Source organism: Alteraurantiacibacter lauratis (assembly GCF_037154155.1).
Classification (GTDB): domain Bacteria; phylum Pseudomonadota; class Alphaproteobacteria; order Sphingomonadales; family Sphingomonadaceae; genus Alteraurantiacibacter; species Alteraurantiacibacter lauratis.
The window spans coordinates 1-19,532 of the sequence record NZ_JBANRN010000006.1 but is presented as its reverse complement, the minus strand read 5'-3'; the positions used below and the strand labels follow the sequence as shown (position 1 = coordinate 19,532).

The following is a 19,532-nucleotide window of genomic DNA, read 5'->3' as shown; positions in this document are numbered from 1 at the left end:
ATGTCGCGTTTGGGGAAGGCTTGGGCCGCTTCGGCAGCCTTGGGTGCCTGTGTGTCGCTGTGTTTTCCGGCCCAAGCGCAGACCTCTGCCTCGGCCGAAATCTGGGCGACGCAAGGCGCGGATTGTGTTGCTGAAGCGGGTGAAGCGGCCCCTTGGTGGAACACCGCTTATTCCCCCGAATGCCGCGCGCGGTTTGTCCTCGGCCAGTTTGCCACGCTGGAGGAAAAGCTGCTGTTCCTCGGCGGGCTCAGCTACGGCCTTGATGTAGGAGCGGACGAGAACGCGCCGCAGGTGCGTGATGTGGCGCGCGAACTGGGCCTGCCCGCGATTGCCGGGGCCGATGGCCCGGCCGGGCTGACACGCGGCGCGGTAGCCACCGCCATGCCCGCGCCGCTGACCGTGGCGGCCAGTTTCGATCCGGAAGTGGCCGCGCTCTACGGCCGTATCCTTGCGGCAGAGTTCCGCAGCGCGGGCACCGGCACCATCCTTGGCCCCGCCTATGACATCGCCCGCAACTGGCGCTTTGGCCGCTTGGCCGAAAGCATGGGCGAAGACCCCTTCCTCACCGCCGAAATGGCCGCAGCACAGGTGGGCGCTCTCACCGAAGGTGGTGTGCTGACGATGATGAAGCATTACGCCGTCTATTCGCAGGATGCCGGGCGCGTGGGCGATCAACCTTCCGGCTCCGGCCCGGTGGGCAACAACATTGTGTCCGAACGGGCGATGCGCGAGATTTACCTGCCCGGTTTCGAAGCCGCGGTGCGGCGCGGCGGCGCGGGCGGGGTGATGTGCAGCTTTCCGCGCATCAACGGCGTGTTCGCCTGCGAGCATCCGCAACTGTTTGATATTCTGAAAGTCGAATGGGGTTTTGACGGCTATGTCGGGCCGGATTTCCCCAGCGCGCAGCGTTCGATCACCCGCGCGGTTCTGGCGGGGCTGGACAGTGGATCGTGGGGGCCAAGCACCTTCAATGCCGCACTCGCCCATGAAAAGCCGCTGGCCGATGCGGTGCGCGACGGTGAAGTGCCGATGGCGCGGATCGATGACATGGTGCTGCGCCGCCTGATTCCGCATTTCCGGCTGGGCCTGTATGACAATCCGCCGCTGCGCAGGGCGGACAATGTCTCCACGCCCGCACACCGCGCCGCGGCGGCGGACATTATCGCGGCGGGCGCGGTGCTGCTGCGCAATGCGGGCGGTGTGCTTCCCCTGGGGCCGGATGTCCGCAGCATCGCGGTGATCGGCCCGCAGGCGACCGAGGCGGCGGTGGTCGCGCTGCAAGGCTCCCCCTGGGTAGAGCCGGCGCATTTCGAACCCGCCTTGCCCGCGATTACCGCGCGCGCAGGGGATGGCGTGGCGGTAAGCTATGCACCGGGCACGCGGGGCCTTGCCGCTCTGCCGCCGCCCGATTCCGCGCAGTTTGCCGCGCCCGATGGCAGGCCGGGCTTTCGCGCCCGCTATTACGCCAGCGCCGATCTGGGCTTTGCCGGGGAATTGCTGGGCGAGGCGGTGGTGACGGACCCGGCCCTGGCGGCCGCGCCCGCGGTTCCGGGCCTGCCGGGGCGCAACCAGTGGTCGGTGCGTTACGACAGCCGGTTCACCCCGGCGGCAAGCGGCATGCACCGCTTTACCCTGCACGGATCGGGCAGCGCGCGGCTGTGGATCGACGGGCGCGATGCGGGCACGTTCGAACATGCTGATTTCGGCAATGCGATCTTTGCCAATGTCGAGCTCACTGCGGGCCAGCCGGTCGATATCCGCGTGGATTACACGCCGCGCGCCGCTTTGCGGACAGAACGGATGGCGATGTTCGGCATGGAAATGGGGCTGACGCTGCGCTTCGGCCACGCGGGGCCGGACGACCTCCTCGCCCAGGCGGTGGAAGCCGCGCGCGCGGCCGATGTGGCGGTGGTATTTGCGGGCGAACTGGTGGGCGAGGGGATGGACCGCATCAGCCTGACGCTGCAGGGCGATCAGGACCGGCTGATTGCGGCCGTCGCCGCCGCCAATCCGCGCACCGTGGTGGTGCTCAACACCGGCGGACCGGTGGCGATGCCGTGGCTGGAGGATGTGGCGAGCGTCTTGTCCATGTGGCATCCGGGCGATGCCTTCGGCCCGGCGGTGGCCGGCCTGCTGTTCGGCGACCGCGAGCCGGGCGGTCGGTTGCCGGTCACCTTCCCCGCCGATGCAACGCAAGGGGCGGCCACGCAGGCCTATCAGATGCCGGGGCTGACCGATCCGGTTACCGGTGCGCTGGGCGATGCCCTTTATGACGAAGGCGTGTTTGTCGGCTACCGCTTCTTCGATGCGGCGGGGCAGGAACCGCTGTTCCCCTTCGGCTATGGCCTGTCCTATGCCGATATCGCGATGGAAGTGCTTTCGGCTGGCCTGTCGTCCGATTGGCAGGCGCTGGACGTGCAGCTGCGCCTGACGAACCGCAGCGCGCGGGCGGGCACGGCGGTGCCGCAGCTTTATGTCGGCTTGCCTGCGGAAACGGGATCGCCGCCCTGGCAGCTCAAGGGTTTTGCCAGCCTTCGCCTTGGCGTGGGCGAATCGCGAATGCACACGATCCGTGTGCCGTTCAGCAGCTTGCGCCATTGGGACAGCGCCACGCGGCAATGGCGGCTGGCGGCGGGCAGCTATAGGCTGCGGCTGGGCGCATCGTCGCGCGATCCGGTGTGGGAAGGGCAGATCACGCTGCCTGAAGACATCAGCGACCGGTAGGCCGGATCATCCCTTCCTGCGCCACGCTGGCGACAAGGCGCCCGTCGCGCGTGAAGATCTGGCCCCGGCCAAAGCCGCGCGACATTCCCGACCACGGGCTGTCGGTGACATAGAGCAGCCAGTCATCGGCCCGGAAATCACCGTGGAACCACACCGCGTGATCGATGCTGGCAGCCTTGATCTGGCCAAGATGCATGGACAGGCCGTGCGGCTGCATCGCGGTACTGAGCAGCTGGAAATCGGATGTGTAGGCCAGCACCGCGCGGTGGATGGGGCGGTAATCAGGCAGCGGGCCGACTGTCTTGAACCAGCAATGCGCGCGCGGTTCGCGCACATGCGGGTCGAGCCAGTCGCGCGGCTCGACCGATCGGAAATCGATCGCGCGCGGGCGCAGCAGCAGCTTCTTGACCGGGCCATCAGGGAGGTTCTGCGCCACTTCGTGGCGGATTTCGGCATCGGGACGCAGCGCTTCGGGCGGAGGCACGTCGGGCATTTGCGCGTCCTGGTGCGACAGGCCTTCCTGCGGCAAGTGGAAGCTCGCCGTCAGGTTCAGGATCGGTTCGCCCCGCTGGCTGGCCACTACGCGGCGGTTGGAAAAGCTGCGGCCATCCAGATCGCGCTTCACCCGGAATTCGATCGGATATTCGTCGCTGCCCGGCCGCAGGAAATAGGCGTGGATCGAATGGGTGAAACGTTCCGCCGGAACCGTGCGCCGCGCGGCGCCAAGCGCCTGCGCAATTGCCTGTCCGCCAAACACGCGGCCCATGCCTTCGGGATGGCGGCGGCCAATGAACAGATCACCCCCGCGCGGCTCCAGATCGAGCAACAGCATCAGGTCGGCGACGAGCTCCTCCGGAGTCGGATTCGGGCGCTGGGACAACATGGCCAATGCCAATGGGCGGCAAGGGCGCGTTCGTCAATGATTGCGGACAAGGCGCCGCAGCAGTCGCCAGCCCAGCGCCTTGGCCATGTTGCGCGCCGGCCACCGTCTTGGCGGGCGGGGATTGAACCCCCATCTGCGCAGCAAACCATTGAAAGCCCGTGCATCTGCCTCGGCAAAGCTCCAGTCGCTGCGCCAGGTGATGGACAGCGATACCGAAACACACGGCCCGTTCTTCACAAAATGCGGCGCCATGACCGGAACATAGATTGCCTGCCCCTGCACCAGATCGAAGGGGACGCCATGGCGGCGGAATTCGTCCTTCCAGCTCAGTTCGCGCTTGCCGCCGAGGTGATAGCCCTCGTGCACCTCGTCCGGCGCAAAGCGGCTGGCGCCTGCGGGGAAGATTGTCATCACCTTCTGTCCGCGCAATTGCATCAGGATATTGTGCTCAGGGTCGAAGTGGTAAGGCGTTACCGCATTGGGGCTGGACACGAAGATGAAGGCCTGCGGTTTGAGCAGGCGGCCCGTGCGCCGTTCAATCACCGGGCGCAATTCGTCGAGCAGGTCGAACAGCAGCGCGCCATAGGCCGGGTTTTGCTCCACATTCTTGAGCACGGCCCAACTGTTGCTGGTTTCCGCGCGGCGGATGGTTTCGCCGATGGAAAGGCCCGTTTGCCCCGGCTTTTCGTCAATGCCCACCGGCAGATCGCCGCGGTTATATTCTATGCTGGTCGCAGGCAGGGCTTCGGCAAGTTGCGCCAGCGCCTCCAGTTCCAGCAGCGGATGCCCGGCAAGTTCGTGCGTCAGCGTGTGCGCGCCTTCGGGATAGGAGGCGGCGAAATCGGCGCGGGATGCCGTGCAGAACACATTGCCTGCAGGACGCGGCGCGCGTGCATTTTGGATGCGCTTTTCCATCATGTCAGGCCCCCTGGCCAATGTCCGTTTTCGCGCCATGCCAGCAGGCGGAACAGGGCGCGGCGCAGAGGGCCGCCAATGGCGATCGAGTGGCGCGCCATGCGCCGCCTTTCGCGCCAGATGTGGTCGATCATCGCGTGATCGGGCGCCGCGCAGCTGTCGATCCACTCGATTGCCGGATCGGCCACCAGGTTCATCGCCTCGCGTTGCAGCAGCACGCCTGGCGAAAAGCGGGCGAAGGCTTCGTCAAAGGCTGTCTTGTAGGCATAGGCGCCGGGCGGGGTCAGGAAGGTCGCCAGCATGGCAATCGGCCGGTTGTCGAGCAGCAAGGTCAGCCGTTCCAGCTTGCCGCGCCCTGCCGCCTCGCGCAGGCTGTTGCGAAACAGTGCGGAATGGGCCGGGTCGTCTGCCAGCGCAGAGCCAGCGCGGCCTTTCCAGCCCGCCGCTTCCAGCGCCAGGAAGGCGTCGGTCCATGCGGCAATATCGTCCGCGCTGCGACAGCGCTCGAACTCCAGCGTGCCGATCTCTGCAAGGCGCCGGTATTGGCGTCGCAGCTCTTTTCGCTTCTTGCCCGTCAGCGAGGCGGCGAGGTAATCTTCGGGCGACGCCTGCGTGGCGATCAGCGCGCGCCATTCCTCCAGCACGGTGGCGGCGGGTCGGCCTTGCGCAGCGGTTTCGGCCTGCAAGGCATCGTGCAGCGGGCCGCTGGCGGGGATTTGCAGCAGGTGAAGGAACAGGCCATCGGCCTTGTTTGCATCGCACCAGTCCAGAACCGCGCGCCAGAACACCCGCTCCATCCCGCGCGCCACCAGCGGCTGCCCACAAAAGCACTGGTCGTGCACCCAGTTGCGCCAATGCTTAAGGGGATAGCCGTAATAGGAGGTGTAGCGGCGCAGCGGCATCACGCCTGCCAGCCCGCCCGACGCATCATGCACGCACAGCAGCGCGACTTCGCCCGCCGGATCAAGCGCCCGCAGCGAGGGAAGAAGATACCAGCTTTCGAAAAAGGGGTTGGGTTCCCCCGCCGCATCCGCCAGCGCATCCCATGCGGCGCGAAACGCGGGGCAATCGGCATCGACCCACCGCCGCACATCCACGAAAGGAGCCTTTCTGGTAACGCTCACAATCTTAGGATTTGCTGCAAGTTCGGTAAGCTTTGTCACAGAAAATGGCGCATATGCGGCCAACGATCTTAACCCTTTTCACGGGTGCACCCTGCATCCGTCCGTTAACCTTTAAGACGACGCGGCGAAGGAAAGCTTAAGGCAAAGGGTAAAGAAAACCCTGCCCGGCGGTTTTGCCGGGCAGGGTGGAAATGGCCAAATTGTGTCCGCCCTATGTCAGGCGAGCGCCGCCAGCAGCAGCAGCGCCACGATATTGGTGATCTTGATCATTGGGTTGACCGCGGGGCCAGCGGTATCCTTGTAGGGATCGCCCACCGTGTCGCCCGTGACGGCAGCCTTGTGCGCTTCGCTGCCTTTGCCCCCGTGATTGCCGTCCTCGATATATTTCTTGGCGTTGTCCCACGCGCCGCCACCGGCAGTCATGGACAGCGCCACGAACAATCCGCCCACGATCACGCCCAGCAGCAATGCGCCAACCGCGGCAAAGGCGTTTTCCTGGCCCGCCACCGCGTTGATCACGAAATAGACCACCACCGGCGCCAGCACGGGCAGCAGGCTGGGGATAATCATTTCCCTGATCGCCGCCTTGGTGACGAGGTCGACCGTGCGGGCATAATTTGGCTTGCTGGTGCCCGCCATGATGCCCGGATCGTTGCGGAACTGGTCGCGCACGTCGATCACCACATCGCCCGCCGCACGGCCCACCGCGGTCATCCCCATCGCGCCGAACAGATAGGGCAGCAAAGCGCCCAGCAGCAGGCCGACGATGACATAGGGGTTCTCCAGGCTGAAATTGACCGTCAGCGTGGGGAAAAACTCGCGCAAATCGGTGGTATAGGCGGCAAACAGCACCAGCGCGCCAAGGCCTGCCGAACCGATGGCATAGCCCTTGGTCACGGCTTTGGTGGTATTGCCCACCGCGTCGAGCAAGTCGGTCTTTTCGCGGACGCTGTCATCCAGCCCGGCCATTTCGGCAATGCCGCCGGCATTGTCGGTAACCGGGCCATAGGCGTCGAGCGCCACGACCATGCCCGCCAGCGCCAGCATGGCCGTTGCGCCATAGGCGATGCCCATCAGGCCCGCGAGATTGTAGGCGATGATGATGCCGCCCACGATCACGATGGTGGGCAGCGCGGTCGCCTCCAGACTGATAGCGAGGCCCTGGATCACATTGGTGCCATGGCCCGTTTCCGATGCCTTGGCGATGCTGCGCACCGGACGGTAGGCCGTGCCGGTGTAGTATTCGGTGATCCAGATGATGAGGCCGGTGATGACAAGGCCCAGCAGCGCGCAATAGAACAGCGCCCGGCCGGTAATCTCGGTGCCCGGAATGACCGTTGCGGTGCCGATGGCATAATCGGTGGCAAACCAGATGGCCGGAATGGCGAGCACGGCGGACACAAGGAAGCCCTTGTACATCGCGCCCATCACATTCGTGCCGCCGCCCAGCCGCACGAAATAGGTGCCGATGATGCTGGTGACGATGCACACGCCGCCAATCAGCAGCGGCAGCGCCATCAGCGGTGAGAGCATATCGCCCGCACCCTTCAGCAGCAGCGCGGTGAGCACCATGGTGGCGCCCACGGTGACGACATAGGTTTCGAACAGGTCGGCCGCCATGCCGGCGCAGTCGCCCACATTGTCGCCCACATTGTCGGCAATCACGGCCGGGTTGCGGGGGTCATCTTCCGGGATGCCGGCCTCGACCTTGCCCACCAGATCCGCACCCACATCGGCCGCCTTGGTGAAGATGCCGCCGCCAAGGCGCGCGAAGATGGAAATGAGCGAGGCGCCAAAGGCGAGGCCCACGAGGCCATCGACCACATGGCGATCCTCTCCGCCGACCGAATAACCACCGGGGCCGGTGAGATACCAGTAGAACACTGCAATCGCCAGCAAGGCCAAGCCCGCCACCAGCAGGCCGGTAATTGCGCCCGCGCGGAACGCCATCGTCAGGCCCGCCTGCAACCCGGTGCTGGCCGCTTGCGCGGTGCGCACATTGGCCTTTACCGAAATGTTCATGCCGATAAAGCCTGCGACGCCGGACAGGATCGCACCGATCACGAAACCGGCAGCGGCGACCGCATCAAGGAATACGAAGACCAGCACCGCGACAACGATGCCGACCATGGCGATGGTGGTGTATTGCCGCTTCAGATAAGCTTGCGCGCCTTCCTGAATGGCAGCGGCGATGTCCTGCATCTTGGCGGAACCCGCATCGGCGCCCAGCACCTGGCGGGAGGTGACGAAGCCGTAAACCACGGCCAGCGCACCCAGAATGATTGATACAACAACGAGGTCCATGACCCGTTTACCCCCTTCCCAGAAGAAAGCGGCCCGGTTTGCCTGGGTCCGCAGAGATGCATAGGGCTATCGGTGACGGGTGGCAGGTGCAAGGGCAAAAGCCCAATGGCGCATGATCGCCCTTATTTGTGGGCGTATCCAAGGCCTTCAGGGTTCACCAGCGGCTCGCCATCGAGCAACAGCGGAGCAAAACCGCGCGGCTCCACGCGGCCGATCATGCTGGCGGGGATGGGCGAGGTGCGGCCGGGGGGCAGGGCGAACAGCAATTCGTAATCATCGCCCCATGTCATGCAGTCGAGCGGCCGTGAGGGCGCGGCGAGCGGCACGCATGCGCTGTCGATGGCAATCGACACGCCGCTGGCCTCGGCCATGCGGAACGCGTCGAGCAATAGCCCGTCGGACACATCCATCATCGCGCTTGCCAGCGGGGCAAGCGCGCGCCCTTCTGCCAGCAAGGGCACCGGGCGGCGATAGGGGGCGCTGTCCTTTCCGCTCGCGTCCCGCAAGGCTTCGAACCCCAGCATGGCGCGGCCCAGAGTGCCCGTGACCCAAACCGTGTCGCCTGCCTGCGCCCCGCTGCGTGCCGGCACGGGCACGTGCGTGGCGCGGCCAATCGCGGTCAGGCCGTGGGCTTTTGGCCCACTGCCCGCCACCGTATCCCCACCCAGCAGCGGCACGTCATAGTGCGCCAGTGCCTGGGCAAGCCCGGCGGCAAAGCGATCATCGCCCGTGCCCAGCATATGCCCCACCAGCACGCCCAGCGGCTGCGCCCCCTTGGCGGCAAGATCGGACAGATTGCTGGCAACCAGCTTCCACGCCACATCAGCCATGTCGGCATCAGGCAGATAATGCGTGCCTTCCACCATCATGTCGTGGGTGAGGATCAGCGTTTCCGCGCCCACCTCCAGCACGGCGCAATCATCGTCCAGATTGCGCGCGGCGGAATGGTTGGCCAGCGCGCGCAGCGATTGAATGAAGGCGGCCTCGCGGCTCACCGCACCTGTTTCGCCACGGCATCGAGCACGCCGTTGACGAATTTCGCCTCGCGCTCGTCAAAGAAGGCGTGGGCGACATCGACATATTCGCTGATTGCCGCGCCTGTGGGCACATCGGCGCGGGCGAGCAATTCATAGGTTCCGGCGCGCAGGATCTGCGCCATCGTCTTGTCGAGCCGCGCCAGCGTCCAACCTTCGGCCAGCTTGGAGGCGATCAACGCGTCGATTTCCTCCATCCGCGCAATGGCGCCGATCACCACATCGTCGAAAAAGGCGACTTCGGCATCGGCGTAATGCACATCCTCGATCTCGCGGCCCAGCCGGTGCTGGTGGAATTCGTCGAGCAGCCGCGCTTGCGGCGTGCCTTCCATCTGGTGCTGATAGAGCGCCTGCACGGCGGCAAGCCGGGCGGCGGAACGGGCGGTGGAGCGGGCAGCCTTGGACATTACAGGCGCACCTGCACCGATTTGGCGTGCGCGGGAAGCCCTTCTGCATCGGCCAATGCCACAGCCGCGGGGCCGATGGCGCGCAAGGCCGTCTCGTCCAGCGCGATAAAGCTGGTGCGCTTCATGAAATCGAGCACCGAAAGCCCGCTGGAAAACCTCGCCCGGCGCCCGGTTGGCAGCACGTGGTTCGGCCCGGCGACATAGTCGCCCACCGCTTCGGGCGTGTGGCGACCCAGAAACACGCTGCCCGCGTGGCGGATGGCTGCAAACAGGGCTTCGGGATCGTCCACGGCCAGTTCCACATGCTCTGCCGCCAGCCGGTTGGCGAGGGCAGGAGCTTCGGCCAGCAGGTCATTGACCACGATGATGACGCCGTGTTCGTCCCAGCTGCTGCGCGCGGTGCGGTGGGTGGCAAGGCTGGCGCACATTACGTCCACCGAATCCTCGACCAACCGGGCAAAGGGCAGATCGTCGGTGATCAGGATCGATTGCGACGACGGATCATGCTCTGCCTGGCTGAGCAGATCGGCCGCGATCCAGTCCGGATCGGATTTGGCATCGGAAATCACGAGGATCTCGCTGGGCCCCGCCACCATGTCGATCCCGACCACGCCGTAAAGCTGGCGCTTGGCCTCGGCCACAAAGGCATTGCCCGGCCCGGTGATGACATCGACCGGGGCGATATTGCCGGTGCCATAGGCGAGCGCGGCCACCGCCTGCGCGCCGCCCACGCGCCAGATTTCATCGACGCCCGCCAGATGCGCCGCGGCCAGCACCAGCGGGTTCACCTCGCCCTTGGGCGTGGGGGTTGTCACGACCAGCCGGCCCACGCCTGCCACCTTGGCCGGGATCGCGTTCATCAGCAGGCTGGAAGGGTAAGCCGCGCGCCCGCCCGGCACATACAGCCCCGCCGCTTCCACCGCGCCCCAGCGCGCGCCAAGGCGCACACCCGCATCGTCGGTGTAATCGCGGTTTTGTGGCAATTGCGCCGCGTGATAGGCGCGGATGCGCTGCGCTGCGGTTTCCAGCGCGGCGCGTAGCGAAGGGTCGAGATCGTGGAAGGCGGCTTCGCACACGTCGCGGCCAATCTGCCAGCCGTCCACTTCCGGATCGAACCCGTCATAACGGCGCGTCAATTCGGCCAGCGCCGCGTCCCCTTCGGCCTTTATGCGGGCAAGGATGGATTGCACCACGCCTGCCACGTCCTTGTCGCTTTCGCGCCGGTCGTTGACGATGCGGGCAAAGCGCTTTTCGAAATCAGCCTCGCTGGTGCTCAGGAATTGCATCAGGCAGCTTCCTTCTCGGCATTGGCGCGGAACCGTTCAACCAAAGCGGCCACGCGCGGATCGGTTTTCAGCGCCACGCGGTTGACGATCAGCCGCGCCGACACCTGCATGATCACCTGCGTTTCCTTGAGGCCGTTCTGCGCCAGTGTCTTGCCGGTGGACACCAGATCGACAATGCGGCCCGAAAGGCCCAGCGACGGGGCAAGCTCCATCGCGCCGTTCAGCTTGATGCATTCGGCCTGCACGCCTGCGGCCTCGAACCAGCGTTTGGTAATGCCCGGATATTTGGTCGCCACGCGCAAATGGCTGGCATTGTAGGGCCCCGCCGCGCCTGCGCCCTCCACCGGTTCGGCCACCGAAAGGCGGCAATGGCCAATGTCGAGATCAACCGGTGCGTAGAGTTCGGAGTAATTGAACTCCTCGATCACATCCGATCCCACGATCCCCACATCCGCCGCGCCGAATGCAACGAAGGTCGCGACATCAAAGGCACGCACGCGGATCAGGCGCAACGCGGGGTCTTCGCAGTTGAAGGAAAGCGAACGGTCGGCCTTGTCGTGAAACGCGCTTTCCGGCACCACGCCTGCGCGCGCCATCACGGGCAGCGCTTCGTCAAGAATGCGGCCCTTGGGCACGGCAAAGGTCAGCGGGCGGGATACAGGGTCAGTCATGGCCCGCGCGATGTAGTTTGAAGGGCGGGAAAGGGCAACGGCATTGGCTGCAAAAGATCAGGCGGCAAAAGTGATGGAGATCGCGGATGTGGCCCAAGCGATTGCCTGGCAGGCGCGCCATGCCGAAGAAGCCGGCGCGCCGATCACCGGGCGCATCATTCGGGCAGAGGCGTCGATCATCGCTGCGGGCACCCAAACGGGCGCGCGCATGGCAAACTGGCCGGGGCTGAGCCTGGAGGATGCGATGCCGCTGCGCGTGGCGGGCGGCTTGCATTTCCTGCACCTGACGGGCGCAACCCATGCGCTGGCCCCGGTCTATGCGGGCGAGGTGACGGATCAGGCGGCAGTCGATGCGCTGGTGGCCGGGGTGGCGCGGGATTTCGATGCGGTGCTGCTGCCATGGCTCGACGGCCCGCCGCAAACGAACGAGGCGGGGCGCTCGGCCAGTGTGATGGCGGGATTGTTGTGGCTGGCGCAAAGCGTCTGCCCGCGTTTCGAACTGATCGAGATCGGCGCCAGCGCCGGGATCAACACGATGATGGCCCGCTACGGCTATGACCTTGGCGGGGTGAAGGTGGGCGCGGTGGACAGCCCGATGCAGATCGTGCCCGAATGGCGCGGCAACCCGCCGCCATCGGGACCGGTGGACATTATCAGCGTGAAAGGCTGCGACATCGCGCCGGTCGACCTCACCGACCCCGCGCAGGCGCAGCGGTTGAAAGCCTATATCTGGGCCGATGCGACCGAACGCATGGCGCGCATGGATGTGGCGATTGCGCTGGCACACGCGCAGCGGCCCGATCTGGTGCAGATGGATGCCGCCGCATTTGTGGCGCAGCAGCTAGCCGCGCCGCAAGCCGAGGGCGTCACCCGCGTGCTGTTCCACACGGTGATGTGGCAATATCTGCCCGATAGCACCCGCGCGGCAATCCGCACGATGATGGAGGAGGCGGGGGCACGCGCCACGGTAGAGCGACCGCTGGCATGGCTGCGCGTGGAAACCAACCGCACCACTTTCCGCCATGAACTGACCGTCAAATACTGGCCGGGAGAGCGCGAAGTCGCCCTGCTCGCCGAAGCGCATCCGCACGGGGCGTGGGTGCGCTGGCTGGGGTAATGCCTGCCTGCCGTTCGGGGCGAGCGCAGTCGATACCCATGGCGCGGCATCTCGCCTTCGCTCGATGCGAACGGGACTGGCACGGTCTACTGGCGAAAGAATTACCGCCCCGGTGGCACCATGACATCGAGCAGTTCGATGGTGAAGAACAATGTCGCGCCCGGCGGGATCGGGCCTGCCCCGCGCGCGCCGTAACCCAGCTCTGCCGGGAGGGCGATTTCGGCGGTGTCGCCCACGCCCATATAGGGAATGGCAATCTGCCAGCCGCGCACCAGCTGGGCCAGCGGAAAAGTTGCGGGATCACCGTCGCGGCTCGAATCGAATTCCGTGCCGTTGGTCAGCGTGCCGGTGTAATGCACCGTCACAATATCGCGCACAGTGGGGGCAGGGCCGGTCCCATCGCCCGCAATGCGGCGAAAGCGCACCCCGCCTTCCAGCGTGGCCCAGCCATCCTGCGGCTGCAATTCGATCAGTGCGGCCTGCTGGCGATTATACCAGGCAGAGGATTGCATGATTTCGGCGCGAGTCATTCCTGCGCCTGGGCCGCTATCCTGCGCGGCGGCGGGAGTGGCGAGGGCGATAACCGCAAGGGCGGCAGAAAGGGCGATCAGCTTCATGCCGCGCCATCTGCCCTGCGCGCGGTTCGGGATCAAGGATAACTCACCGTCTTGGCCACTTGCGGCAACGGGATAAACTCCTCGTCATCGCCCGGCACTGTGGGAAAGCGCCCCTCGGCCCAGTCGGCCTTCGCCTGATTGATGCGTTCCCGGTCGGACGACACGAAGTTCCACCACACATGGCGGCGCGTGGCAAAGGCCTCGCCGCCCAGCAGCATCACCTTGCCACCCTTGGCCGAGGTGAGCCGCATCGCCTGCCCCGGCGCAAGGATCGCCAGCGTGTAAAGCGTCAGCGCCTCGCCATCGAGCGCTGCCTCGCCCCCTACCAGCATCACCGCGCGCTCGTCCGCCGCATTGTCGATGGGGATCGCGCCGCCGGGGGCGAGATTGATTTCGGCGTAGATCGTGTCGGCATGGGTGGTGGTGGCCGCCCGCGCGCCCCACAGCGTGCCCATGATGACGGTGGCGCTGGCACAGCCGTCCTCTACCAGCGGCAAATCGCTTACCGCTTCGAAAGCGGGCGCGATTTCCTCCCGCCCGTCGGGCAAGGCGAGCCAGGTCTGCATCCCGTAAAGCCGCGCGCCCTTTTCGCGTTCATCTGCGGGCGAGCGTTCGGAATGGACGATGCCGCTGCCTGCGGTCATCAGGTTCACCGTGCCGGGGCGGATGGTGGAAAAGGTGCCCAGGCTGTCACGGTGCTCGATCGCGCCTGCGTGCTCGCCGGCGAACAGCCATGTCACCGTGGCCAGGTTGATATGCGGATGCGGGCGGACATCCATTCCGGTTCCCAGATCAAGCGTGGCCGGGCCGAACTGGTCAACGAAGATGAACGGCCCCACCATCGTGCGGCTACGGCTGGGGAGCACGCGGTGCACCTGAAATTGGCCCAGATCGTGGGTAACAGGCGAAATGGTCTCGATGCTCATGCGCTTTCCTCCGGAGCCAGCGCCTTGATCGCCAGCGCGTGCACGCGCGTGCCGGGAATGTCGCCCAGCGCCGCATTGACCATGCGCTGGCGTTCCAGCCGGCTCTTGCCGGCAAATGCCGGACTTTCGATCACCACGGTGAAATGCGATTCGCCGCTGCCGTCATCGCCCGAATGGCCGCGATGCCGCGCGCTGTCGTTGATGACTTCCAGTCGGGTGGGGGCAAGCGCTGCCGCCAGCAGGGTTTCCATCTCGCGCTGAACGGGGCCGGCCATAAAATATGCTCCTGAAAAGGGATTTTCGCGTCCGCAGGGGTTTTCATCTGGGGCCCAATTCCCCATTTTCAACTGATGCGTGCACGACGCCTACACGGACAATATGACAGCAAGGGGCGTCAATGCGAAACGCCGGGATGCCAAGAGCCGGGCGAATACCGCGCACCGGGCAACCGCGGCCACGGCTTTGACGGGCCGGGCGACTGGCGCTGGTTCTGCCTTGACCATGTGCGCGCCTTCAACGCCGGGTACGATTTCTTCAAGGGGATGAGCGCAGAGGAAATCTGGGCCGCGCAATCGCCGCTGTCCGGATGGGACACGCACAGCCGCGCCTTTCGCCCCAATGCGGGTGTTGGCGACGGCCCACGCTGGGCGGACTTCGCCGATCCGCTTGACGCCATTGGCGCACGCGCCGCGCATATCCGGGGCGCTGCCGCAGGCCGTGCGCAGCAGGCGGAAGCGGAGCGCGCCATGCAAACGCGCTTTACCGCGCCCGAACGCGCCGCCTTGCAAGTGTTGGGCCTTGCCCCTGATACCGACCGGCCCGCATTGCGCCGCCGCTATTCCGAACTGGTGCGGCGTTACCACCCCGACAGGAACGGCGGCGACCGCACGCATGAAGCCCGCCTGCAACGCGTGGTGGAGGCGTATCAATTGCTCAGCCGCGCGGCCGCCTTCGGCTGACGGTCAGCGCCCCAGCGTCCAGACGGGATCAAAGCCGCCCAGGATCATGCGCTTGCCATCGAACGGCATGGCAAATTCACCCTGCATCCGCTCGTCCTGCATCATCTTTTCATGCGAGCTGTCGCAGGTGGCCTTGTCCGGCCAGATGACCCACGAAAACACGATCTTCTCGCCCTCTTGCGCCTTTACCGCCATGCGAAAATCGGTGGTGTGGCCGTCCTTCACATCGGCTTCCCACGCTTCCATGATTTCCAGCGCGCCGTAATCGCGCATGATCTCGCCGACGAAGCGGGCAAGGTCGATATAGGCATCCTTCTTGTCATGCGGCACCGGCACGACGAACCCTTGAATATACATGCGATCCTCCTTTGCGATTACTTCTGCCAGCCCGCTGGCGGCGATCCGGTGAAATTGGCCAGTTGCCCTGATAAGGCGCGGCCATAGGCGGGCCGTGATTTTCCCCGTGCCAGATAATCCACCAGCACGGGCTGCTGCGTCACCAGCCCCGAATGGCGCAGATTTTCCAGCACGCAGATCATCGCGATGTCGGCCACCGAAAAATCGCCAACCAGCCAGTCCTTGTCACCCAGTGCATCGGCCACGCGTTTCAGCTTCTGATTGACCAGCGCCACGGCCGGTTCCCGCGCATCCTTGGCCCACGGCTTGTCGGCATTGAAAATGTCATAGCTGTTGAGGCGGTTGATGAAGGATTCGACGCTGGAATAGGCCGCCATGACCCAGCAGCGCGCCGTCCATGCGGCCGCATCATCGGTGGGGAGCAGGCCCGGATGCCTGTCTGCCAAGTAGAGCAGGATCGCCCCGCTTTCGAACAATTCCACATCGCCATCGGCAAAGGCGGGCACCTGTTCGAAGGGCTGGCGCTGCACATAGCCATCCGGCTTGGCGCCAAATGCGTTGAGCACTTCCACATCGTAAGTCAGGCCAAGTTCTTCCAGCGCCCAGCGCACGCGGATATCGCGCACCAGACCGCGGGCAAAATCGGGCACCCAATCGAAGGCGGTGAGGGTAGGCTGGGAAGCGGTGGCGATCATTGCGTGTCCTCCGTAGGTGTGTTTGTTTCAACTGGCGGGATGGCGGCGGGGTCCATCCAGAACGGTTCCCACACATGGCCGTCGGGATCGGCGAGAGCACGCTGATACATGAAGCCCATGTCCTGCGGCGGATTGATGTCGGCAACGCCGCCGTTTGCAGCGCCGGTTGCAACCAGATGATCCACCGCCGCCACGCTTCCGAGATTGATGGCAAGCGCCACCTCGCTGGCGGTCGGTGGCGCAATGGGCCGATCGGTGAAACTGCGCCATTTGTCATGCGTCAGCAGCATGACGAAGATCGTGTCCGTCCACGCCATGCAGGCCGCGGTTTCGTCGGTAAAGGCAGGCTGGTTGACGAAACCGATTGCCTGATAAAACGCAATGGCGCGTGGAAGGTTGGCCACTGGCAGGTTCACGAATATCAGGCGGGCCACGGCGCAATCCTTTCAAGTGTGAGTGTGGTTGGTTCGATTCCCTTCGAAAACTGTGAAATGGTTCCGAATCAACACATTGCCATTCCTGCCAAGCTAAGTTACTTAAAGCAACCATGAAGTTACGAAAAGATACCGAAATGGATGTCGCAATCCATGGTCGTTGGTACGATGATGCCTGCGGCACCGCGCTGGCGCTCGAAGTTCTGGGCGAGCGCTGGAGCCTGCTGGTCGTGCGCGAATTGCTTTACGGCCCCTTGCGCTTTTCTGATCTGCGTGCGGCATTGCCCGCGATTTCGGCAAAGGTGCTGACCGAACGGCTGGAAGGGCTGGTACGGGCAGGGGCCGTGGCCCGCCGCCCGCTGCCGCCGCCCGCCGCCGGGCAGGTCTATGCGCTCACGCCGTGGGGGCAGGCTGCCGAAAGCGTGGTGCTGGAACTGGGGCGGTGGGCCTTGCAATCGCCGCTGCACAATCCGCGCCTGCATATGTCACCCGCCGGGTTGATGGTGTCGCTTCAGATCATGCTCGACCGGGAAAAGGCAGGGAATTGGGCGATGCGCGCCGGGTTCGATTTCGGGCGCACCGCCATTCTGGCCACGTTGGAAGGCGGTTCGATCCGGTTCGCACGCAGCGCATTGGAAGGTGCCGACATCATATTCCGCGCCACCGACGCGACCCCGCTCGCCGCGCTGATATATGGAAAGGTCGACCCGGCCCGCTACGCCGATCAGGGCGTTGTGGTGGAAGGCGACGCAGCGAATTATGCCCGCTTTATCGACCTGTTCCACCTTCCGCCTAAAGCCAGGGCGTAAGCCGTTCGCGCATCAGGGCAAGGTCGTCAGCCGCAAAGATCGGCGCCAGCCCCTGCGCCAGCGTGCGTGTGCGAACCGCCATGCCGGTATCTTCCCAGCTTTCGCGAATAGCGGCGCTGATGGTGGCGGCATCGGCATTGCGCGGCCAGATCACGCGCGCCGTGCCTGCATGAGCCAAGCGCCTTGCATGGAACAATTGTTCCAGATGCTGCGGCAGGCAGACCTGCGGCAAGCCCGCCGCCAATGCTAGGCTGGCAATGCCGTGCTGGCCGCTGTTCAGCACCAGCCGGGCGCGCGCGGCAATCTGCGCCACGGGCAGGGGATATGCGCTGATCTCGGCTCCTGCTGCCAGCAGGCGGGTGCGCACATCATCGGGCGCATTGGGCAGGAAGCACACCATTGGCAGTCCGCAGGACTCCAGCGCTTCGACCAGCGCCGGGTTCTCAAACTCGCGCGTGGAAAAATAGCAGAACACTTCCTGACCCGTGCCCGGCCCTATTCCGGCATAGTCGGCCACGGGCGGCAAATAGCTGCTTTCGTACCGCCACGAGGCGTAGGGATCGAGCAGCGGAAGCGTGCGCACCAGTTCGCCGTCGCGCGCGTAGATTTGCGGCAAATGCGCCAGTGGCCGCGCGCCCAGCGGCACGATTGCGGCGTTGATGGCGGCGACCAGCGCGGCTTCATCCGCCTCCCGATCCGGATATTCGGGCAGAAATACCGGAAAGCTCTCAAGGTCGGCGGGCGGAATGCCGTATCCCGTGCCCACCGCAACCGCCGGCACACCGCAGATGCGCGCCGCCATCAACGCATTGGGCGCGTAATCCGCCACCACCAGCGCAATGCGGCGCGTGCGGATGGTTTCCACCCACCAGGCCACATTGGCACGCACCCGGTCTGTTTCGCCAAAGCGGCAGTCGAGCAGATATTCCGCCCAGCTGGCAGAGGGCGGGGCGTTGCGTTCCTGCCGACCCTGCAAGTTGAGGCCAAGCCGCGCGCCGGGATAGACCGCATCGCATAAAGGCACGATTTCGGCGGCATAGTCCATCCAGCCCAGCGCTGCATCGCATACTGCGACGCCGCGCAAAGCCATGGCAACGCGGCCGAGCGTGACGACATGGCCGCGCCCTGCGCCCGCTTCCCATGCCAGCAAAACGCGCTTCATGCAGCCTTACCACTCCCGCCATGCCAGCGGGAGGTTGCAAGTGCCCCAGCCTGTCAGGCCGCGCAATAGCCGCCGCAGCTGCCGCAGTCATCCGGCGGTGGCGGCGGAGGAGGTGGAGGCGGCGGTGGCGGCGGTGGCGGCGGAGGAGGTGGAGGCGGCGGGGGCGGCGGCGGAGGCGGCGGCGGCGGAGGAGGCGGCGGCGGGGCCACATTCTCCGTCCGCGTCCGGCGCGTATTTCCGGCGGTAAACAGGTCCTCGATCAGCCGGTTGGTCAACAGCTTGCGTGCTGGTGTTTCGCTCTTGCCAAAGATGATCCGCAGCCCCAGCAGGCCGCCAGAGTAATCCGCCCCGCCAAGCCGCGCCTGACCGGTGATGAAGATGTTTTCGTCCAGTGGCAACGCCGTGCCGAGCGCCAGTGCATGCGCCCCGCCGGTGTAACGGTGTCCGACCGAGAAGGCCCAGCTTTCCGGGGTTTCCTGAAAAATCAGGTCGGTAAAGGCAAAGACATCGCCCTTTCGGCCATAGGTTTCGAACGTGTTGCTGGTGGGGGTGGAGGAAATCAGCCGGGTAAAGCCATCGACATCCTCGTAACCGACAATGCCTTCCAGCCGGAACTGGCCAAGCTGCTGGGCAATCTCGCCGCCAATGCGGTGCGTGACCACGCCGCTGAACACGCCGTTGTCGGATGCCGAACCGTACACGCCGACATAGGTGTCTTCGCTGCCCTGGAAGCCGAAACGCAGCGCCCCGCCGCTTACCGCATTGCCGCGGTGGCCGAAATAAATCCCGTCAACCTGGATGACCACGGGCAGACGGAATTGCAGGCTTCCCAATCCGCCGCCCGAAAAGTCATTCCCGCCAATGTTCTGGCTGTTGTCCTCGGTTACGCCGGCAACGCCTTCGATGGCGGTGTTCACTTCCTGCGCGTAAACGACGTTTGTCGCGCTGAGAAAAGTAATGACTGTCAGGCCAGCGCCTGTTTTCATCGAAATGCGCATGTTTAACGATCCCCCCAAGAAAACTCCTGCAACTTAGGGTCTAAACCCAATCAGCCTCTTGAAATTCAGTGCGTGTATTGATTCAGAGTGTCTCCGCTGAAGCAGGAGAC

General features: G+C 65.1%; 20 protein-coding genes. 4 read left to right on the top strand and 16 right to left on the bottom strand.

What is annotated here, in order from left to right; all coding sequences use genetic code 11:
* Positions 1–2,724: a beta-glucosidase gene (locus tag WFP39_RS07445; protein WP_336918695.1), complete on the top strand. Its 2,724-nt coding sequence runs from the start codon at positions 1–3 to the stop codon at positions 2,722–2,724.
* Here the strand turns inward: WFP39_RS07445 and WFP39_RS07440 are convergent.
* The 8 genes from WFP39_RS07440 to hisG form a co-directional block, all read right to left on the bottom strand.
* On the bottom strand, positions 2,711–3,607 hold the full coding sequence (locus WFP39_RS07440) for an acyl-CoA thioesterase (RefSeq protein WP_336918693.1): 897 nt from the start codon (positions 3,605–3,607) through the stop codon (positions 2,711–2,713). The two genes, WFP39_RS07445 and WFP39_RS07440, sit on opposite strands and share 14 nt — an antisense overlap.
* Positions 3,608–3,640: 33 nt before the next feature.
* Positions 3,641–4,525: a transcriptional regulator gene (locus tag WFP39_RS07435; RefSeq protein ID WP_336918691.1), complete on the bottom strand. Its 885-nt coding sequence runs from the start codon at positions 4,523–4,525 to the stop codon at positions 3,641–3,643.
* Positions 4,522–5,646 (bottom strand): GNAT family N-acetyltransferase, encoded by a 1,125-nt coding sequence (locus WFP39_RS07430; protein WP_336918690.1) that lies wholly within the window; start codon positions 5,644–5,646, stop codon positions 4,522–4,524. Before WFP39_RS07430 ends, WFP39_RS07435 begins: the two co-directional genes overlap by 4 nt.
* 216 nt (positions 5,647–5,862) lie before the next feature.
* Positions 5,863–7,950 (bottom strand): sodium-translocating pyrophosphatase, encoded by a 2,088-nt coding sequence (locus WFP39_RS07425; RefSeq protein WP_336918688.1) that lies wholly within the window; start codon positions 7,948–7,950, stop codon positions 5,863–5,865.
* 122 nt (positions 7,951–8,072) lie between these two features.
* Positions 8,073–8,945, bottom strand: a complete 873-nt coding sequence (thiL, locus tag WFP39_RS07420; RefSeq protein ID WP_336918686.1) for a thiamine-phosphate kinase — start codon at positions 8,943–8,945, stop codon at positions 8,073–8,075.
* Entirely contained in the window at positions 8,942–9,391 is a 450-nt protein-coding gene (gene nusB / locus WFP39_RS07415) for a transcription antitermination factor NusB (RefSeq protein ID WP_336918684.1), read from the bottom strand. Before nusB ends, thiL begins: the two co-directional genes overlap by 4 nt.
* Positions 9,391–10,677 (bottom strand): histidinol dehydrogenase, encoded by a 1,287-nt coding sequence (gene hisD / locus WFP39_RS07410; protein WP_336918682.1) that lies wholly within the window; start codon positions 10,675–10,677, stop codon positions 9,391–9,393. Before hisD ends, nusB begins: the two co-directional genes overlap by 1 nt.
* On the bottom strand, positions 10,677–11,348 hold the full coding sequence (gene hisG / locus WFP39_RS07405) for an ATP phosphoribosyltransferase (RefSeq protein WP_336918680.1): 672 nt from the start codon (positions 11,346–11,348) through the stop codon (positions 10,677–10,679). Before hisG ends, hisD begins: the two co-directional genes overlap by 1 nt.
* Positions 11,349–11,421: 73 nt before the next feature.
* On the opposite strand from hisG, the gene WFP39_RS07400 reads away from it, so the two are divergent.
* Complete coding sequence (locus WFP39_RS07400; RefSeq protein WP_336918896.1) at positions 11,422–12,465, top strand: DUF2332 domain-containing protein; 1,044 nt, start codon at positions 11,422–11,424, stop codon at positions 12,463–12,465.
* A gap of 101 nt (positions 12,466–12,566) precedes the next feature.
* Here the strand turns inward: WFP39_RS07400 and WFP39_RS07395 are convergent, their stop codons facing one another.
* From WFP39_RS07395 to WFP39_RS07385, 3 genes are read right to left on the bottom strand one after another with little or no spacing between them, the layout of a single operon-like run.
* Positions 12,567–13,082, bottom strand: coding sequence for an FKBP-type peptidyl-prolyl cis-trans isomerase (locus WFP39_RS07395; RefSeq protein WP_336918678.1), 516 nt, complete (start codon positions 13,080–13,082; stop codon positions 12,567–12,569).
* A gap of 32 nt (positions 13,083–13,114) precedes the next feature.
* Positions 13,115–14,008 (bottom strand): pirin family protein, encoded by an 894-nt coding sequence (locus tag WFP39_RS07390; protein ID WP_336918677.1) that lies wholly within the window; start codon positions 14,006–14,008, stop codon positions 13,115–13,117.
* Positions 14,005–14,283: a BolA family protein gene (locus tag WFP39_RS07385; RefSeq protein WP_336918676.1), complete on the bottom strand. Its 279-nt coding sequence runs from the start codon at positions 14,281–14,283 to the stop codon at positions 14,005–14,007. The genes WFP39_RS07390 and WFP39_RS07385 overlap by 4 nt, the downstream gene beginning before the upstream one ends.
* 75 nt (positions 14,284–14,358) lie before the next feature.
* On the opposite strand from WFP39_RS07385, the gene WFP39_RS07380 reads away from it, so the two are divergent.
* A complete protein-coding gene (locus tag WFP39_RS07380) occupies positions 14,359–14,967 on the top strand; it encodes a J domain-containing protein (protein WP_336918675.1) in 609 nt (202 codons plus the stop codon).
* Between the two features lie 3 nt (positions 14,968–14,970).
* Here the strand turns inward: WFP39_RS07380 and WFP39_RS07375 are convergent, their stop codons facing one another.
* From WFP39_RS07375 to WFP39_RS07365, 3 genes are read right to left on the bottom strand one after another with little or no spacing between them, the layout of a single operon-like run.
* The gene (locus tag WFP39_RS07375) at positions 14,971–15,324 is read right to left on the bottom strand and encodes a DUF1428 domain-containing protein (protein ID WP_336918673.1); all 354 of its coding nucleotides are present in this window, start codon (positions 15,322–15,324) and stop codon (positions 14,971–14,973) included.
* 17 nt (positions 15,325–15,341) lie between these two features.
* Entirely contained in the window at positions 15,342–16,019 is a 678-nt protein-coding gene (locus tag WFP39_RS07370) for a glutathione S-transferase family protein (protein ID WP_336918671.1), read from the bottom strand.
* Entirely contained in the window at positions 16,016–16,453 is a 438-nt protein-coding gene (locus WFP39_RS07365; protein ID WP_336918670.1) for a VOC family protein, read from the bottom strand. Before WFP39_RS07365 ends, WFP39_RS07370 begins: the two co-directional genes overlap by 4 nt.
* A 113-nt stretch (positions 16,454–16,566) precedes the next feature.
* On the opposite strand from WFP39_RS07365, the gene WFP39_RS07360 reads away from it, so the two are divergent.
* Positions 16,567–17,262, top strand: coding sequence for a winged helix-turn-helix transcriptional regulator (locus WFP39_RS07360; protein WP_336918669.1), 696 nt, complete (start codon positions 16,567–16,569; stop codon positions 17,260–17,262).
* Here the strand turns inward: WFP39_RS07360 and WFP39_RS07355 are convergent.
* Both WFP39_RS07355 and WFP39_RS07350 read right to left on the bottom strand, forming a co-directional pair.
* Positions 17,246–18,424 (bottom strand): glycosyltransferase, encoded by a 1,179-nt coding sequence (locus tag WFP39_RS07355; protein ID WP_336918668.1) that lies wholly within the window; start codon positions 18,422–18,424, stop codon positions 17,246–17,248. The two genes, WFP39_RS07360 and WFP39_RS07355, sit on opposite strands and share 17 nt — an antisense overlap.
* A gap of 53 nt (positions 18,425–18,477) precedes the next feature.
* Positions 18,478–19,410 carry a hypothetical protein gene (locus WFP39_RS07350; protein ID WP_336918667.1) on the bottom strand — a complete coding sequence of 311 codons (933 nt, stop codon included), beginning with the start codon at positions 19,408–19,410 and terminating at the stop codon, positions 18,478–18,480.
* Positions 19,411–19,532 lie beyond the last annotated feature (122 nt).

What these genes read in the sequence shown, in the direction of transcription:
- WFP39_RS07445 (WP_336918695.1), top strand. Translation starts at nt 1, where the DNA reads ATGTCGCGTTTGGGGAAGGCTTGGGCCGCTTCGGCAGCCTTGGGTGCC.
- WFP39_RS07440 (WP_336918693.1), bottom strand. Translation starts at nt 3,607, where the DNA reads ATGTTGTCCCAGCGCCCGAATCCGACTCCGGAGGAGCTCGTCGCCGAC.
- WFP39_RS07435 (WP_336918691.1), bottom strand. Translation starts at nt 4,525, where the DNA reads ATGATGGAAAAGCGCATCCAAAATGCACGCGCGCCGCGTCCTGCAGGC.
- WFP39_RS07425 (WP_336918688.1), bottom strand. Translation starts at nt 7,950, where the DNA reads ATGGACCTCGTTGTTGTATCAATCATTCTGGGTGCGCTGGCCGTGGTT.
- nusB (WP_336918684.1), bottom strand. Translation starts at nt 9,391, where the DNA reads ATGTCCAAGGCTGCCCGCTCCACCGCCCGTTCCGCCGCCCGGCTTGCC.
- hisD (WP_336918682.1), bottom strand. Translation starts at nt 10,677, where the DNA reads ATGCAATTCCTGAGCACCAGCGAGGCTGATTTCGAAAAGCGCTTTGCC.
- hisG (WP_336918680.1), bottom strand. Translation starts at nt 11,348, where the DNA reads ATGACTGACCCTGTATCCCGCCCGCTGACCTTTGCCGTGCCCAAGGGC.
- WFP39_RS07400 (WP_336918896.1), top strand. Translation starts at nt 11,422, where the DNA reads ATGGAGATCGCGGATGTGGCCCAAGCGATTGCCTGGCAGGCGCGCCAT.
- WFP39_RS07395 (WP_336918678.1), bottom strand. Translation starts at nt 13,082, where the DNA reads ATGAAGCTGATCGCCCTTTCTGCCGCCCTTGCGGTTATCGCCCTCGCC.
- WFP39_RS07390 (WP_336918677.1), bottom strand. Translation starts at nt 14,008, where the DNA reads ATGAGCATCGAGACCATTTCGCCTGTTACCCACGATCTGGGCCAATTT.
- WFP39_RS07385 (WP_336918676.1), bottom strand. Translation starts at nt 14,283, where the DNA reads ATGGCCGGCCCCGTTCAGCGCGAGATGGAAACCCTGCTGGCGGCAGCG.
- WFP39_RS07380 (WP_336918675.1), top strand. Translation starts at nt 14,359, where the DNA reads ATGCGTGCACGACGCCTACACGGACAATATGACAGCAAGGGGCGTCAA.
- WFP39_RS07375 (WP_336918673.1), bottom strand. Translation starts at nt 15,324, where the DNA reads ATGTATATTCAAGGGTTCGTCGTGCCGGTGCCGCATGACAAGAAGGAT.
- WFP39_RS07370 (WP_336918671.1), bottom strand. Translation starts at nt 16,019, where the DNA reads ATGATCGCCACCGCTTCCCAGCCTACCCTCACCGCCTTCGATTGGGTG.
- WFP39_RS07360 (WP_336918669.1), top strand. Translation starts at nt 16,567, where the DNA reads ATGAAGTTACGAAAAGATACCGAAATGGATGTCGCAATCCATGGTCGT.
- WFP39_RS07355 (WP_336918668.1), bottom strand. Translation starts at nt 18,424, where the DNA reads ATGAAGCGCGTTTTGCTGGCATGGGAAGCGGGCGCAGGGCGCGGCCAT.
- WFP39_RS07350 (WP_336918667.1), bottom strand. Translation starts at nt 19,410, where the DNA reads ATGAAAACAGGCGCTGGCCTGACAGTCATTACTTTTCTCAGCGCGACA.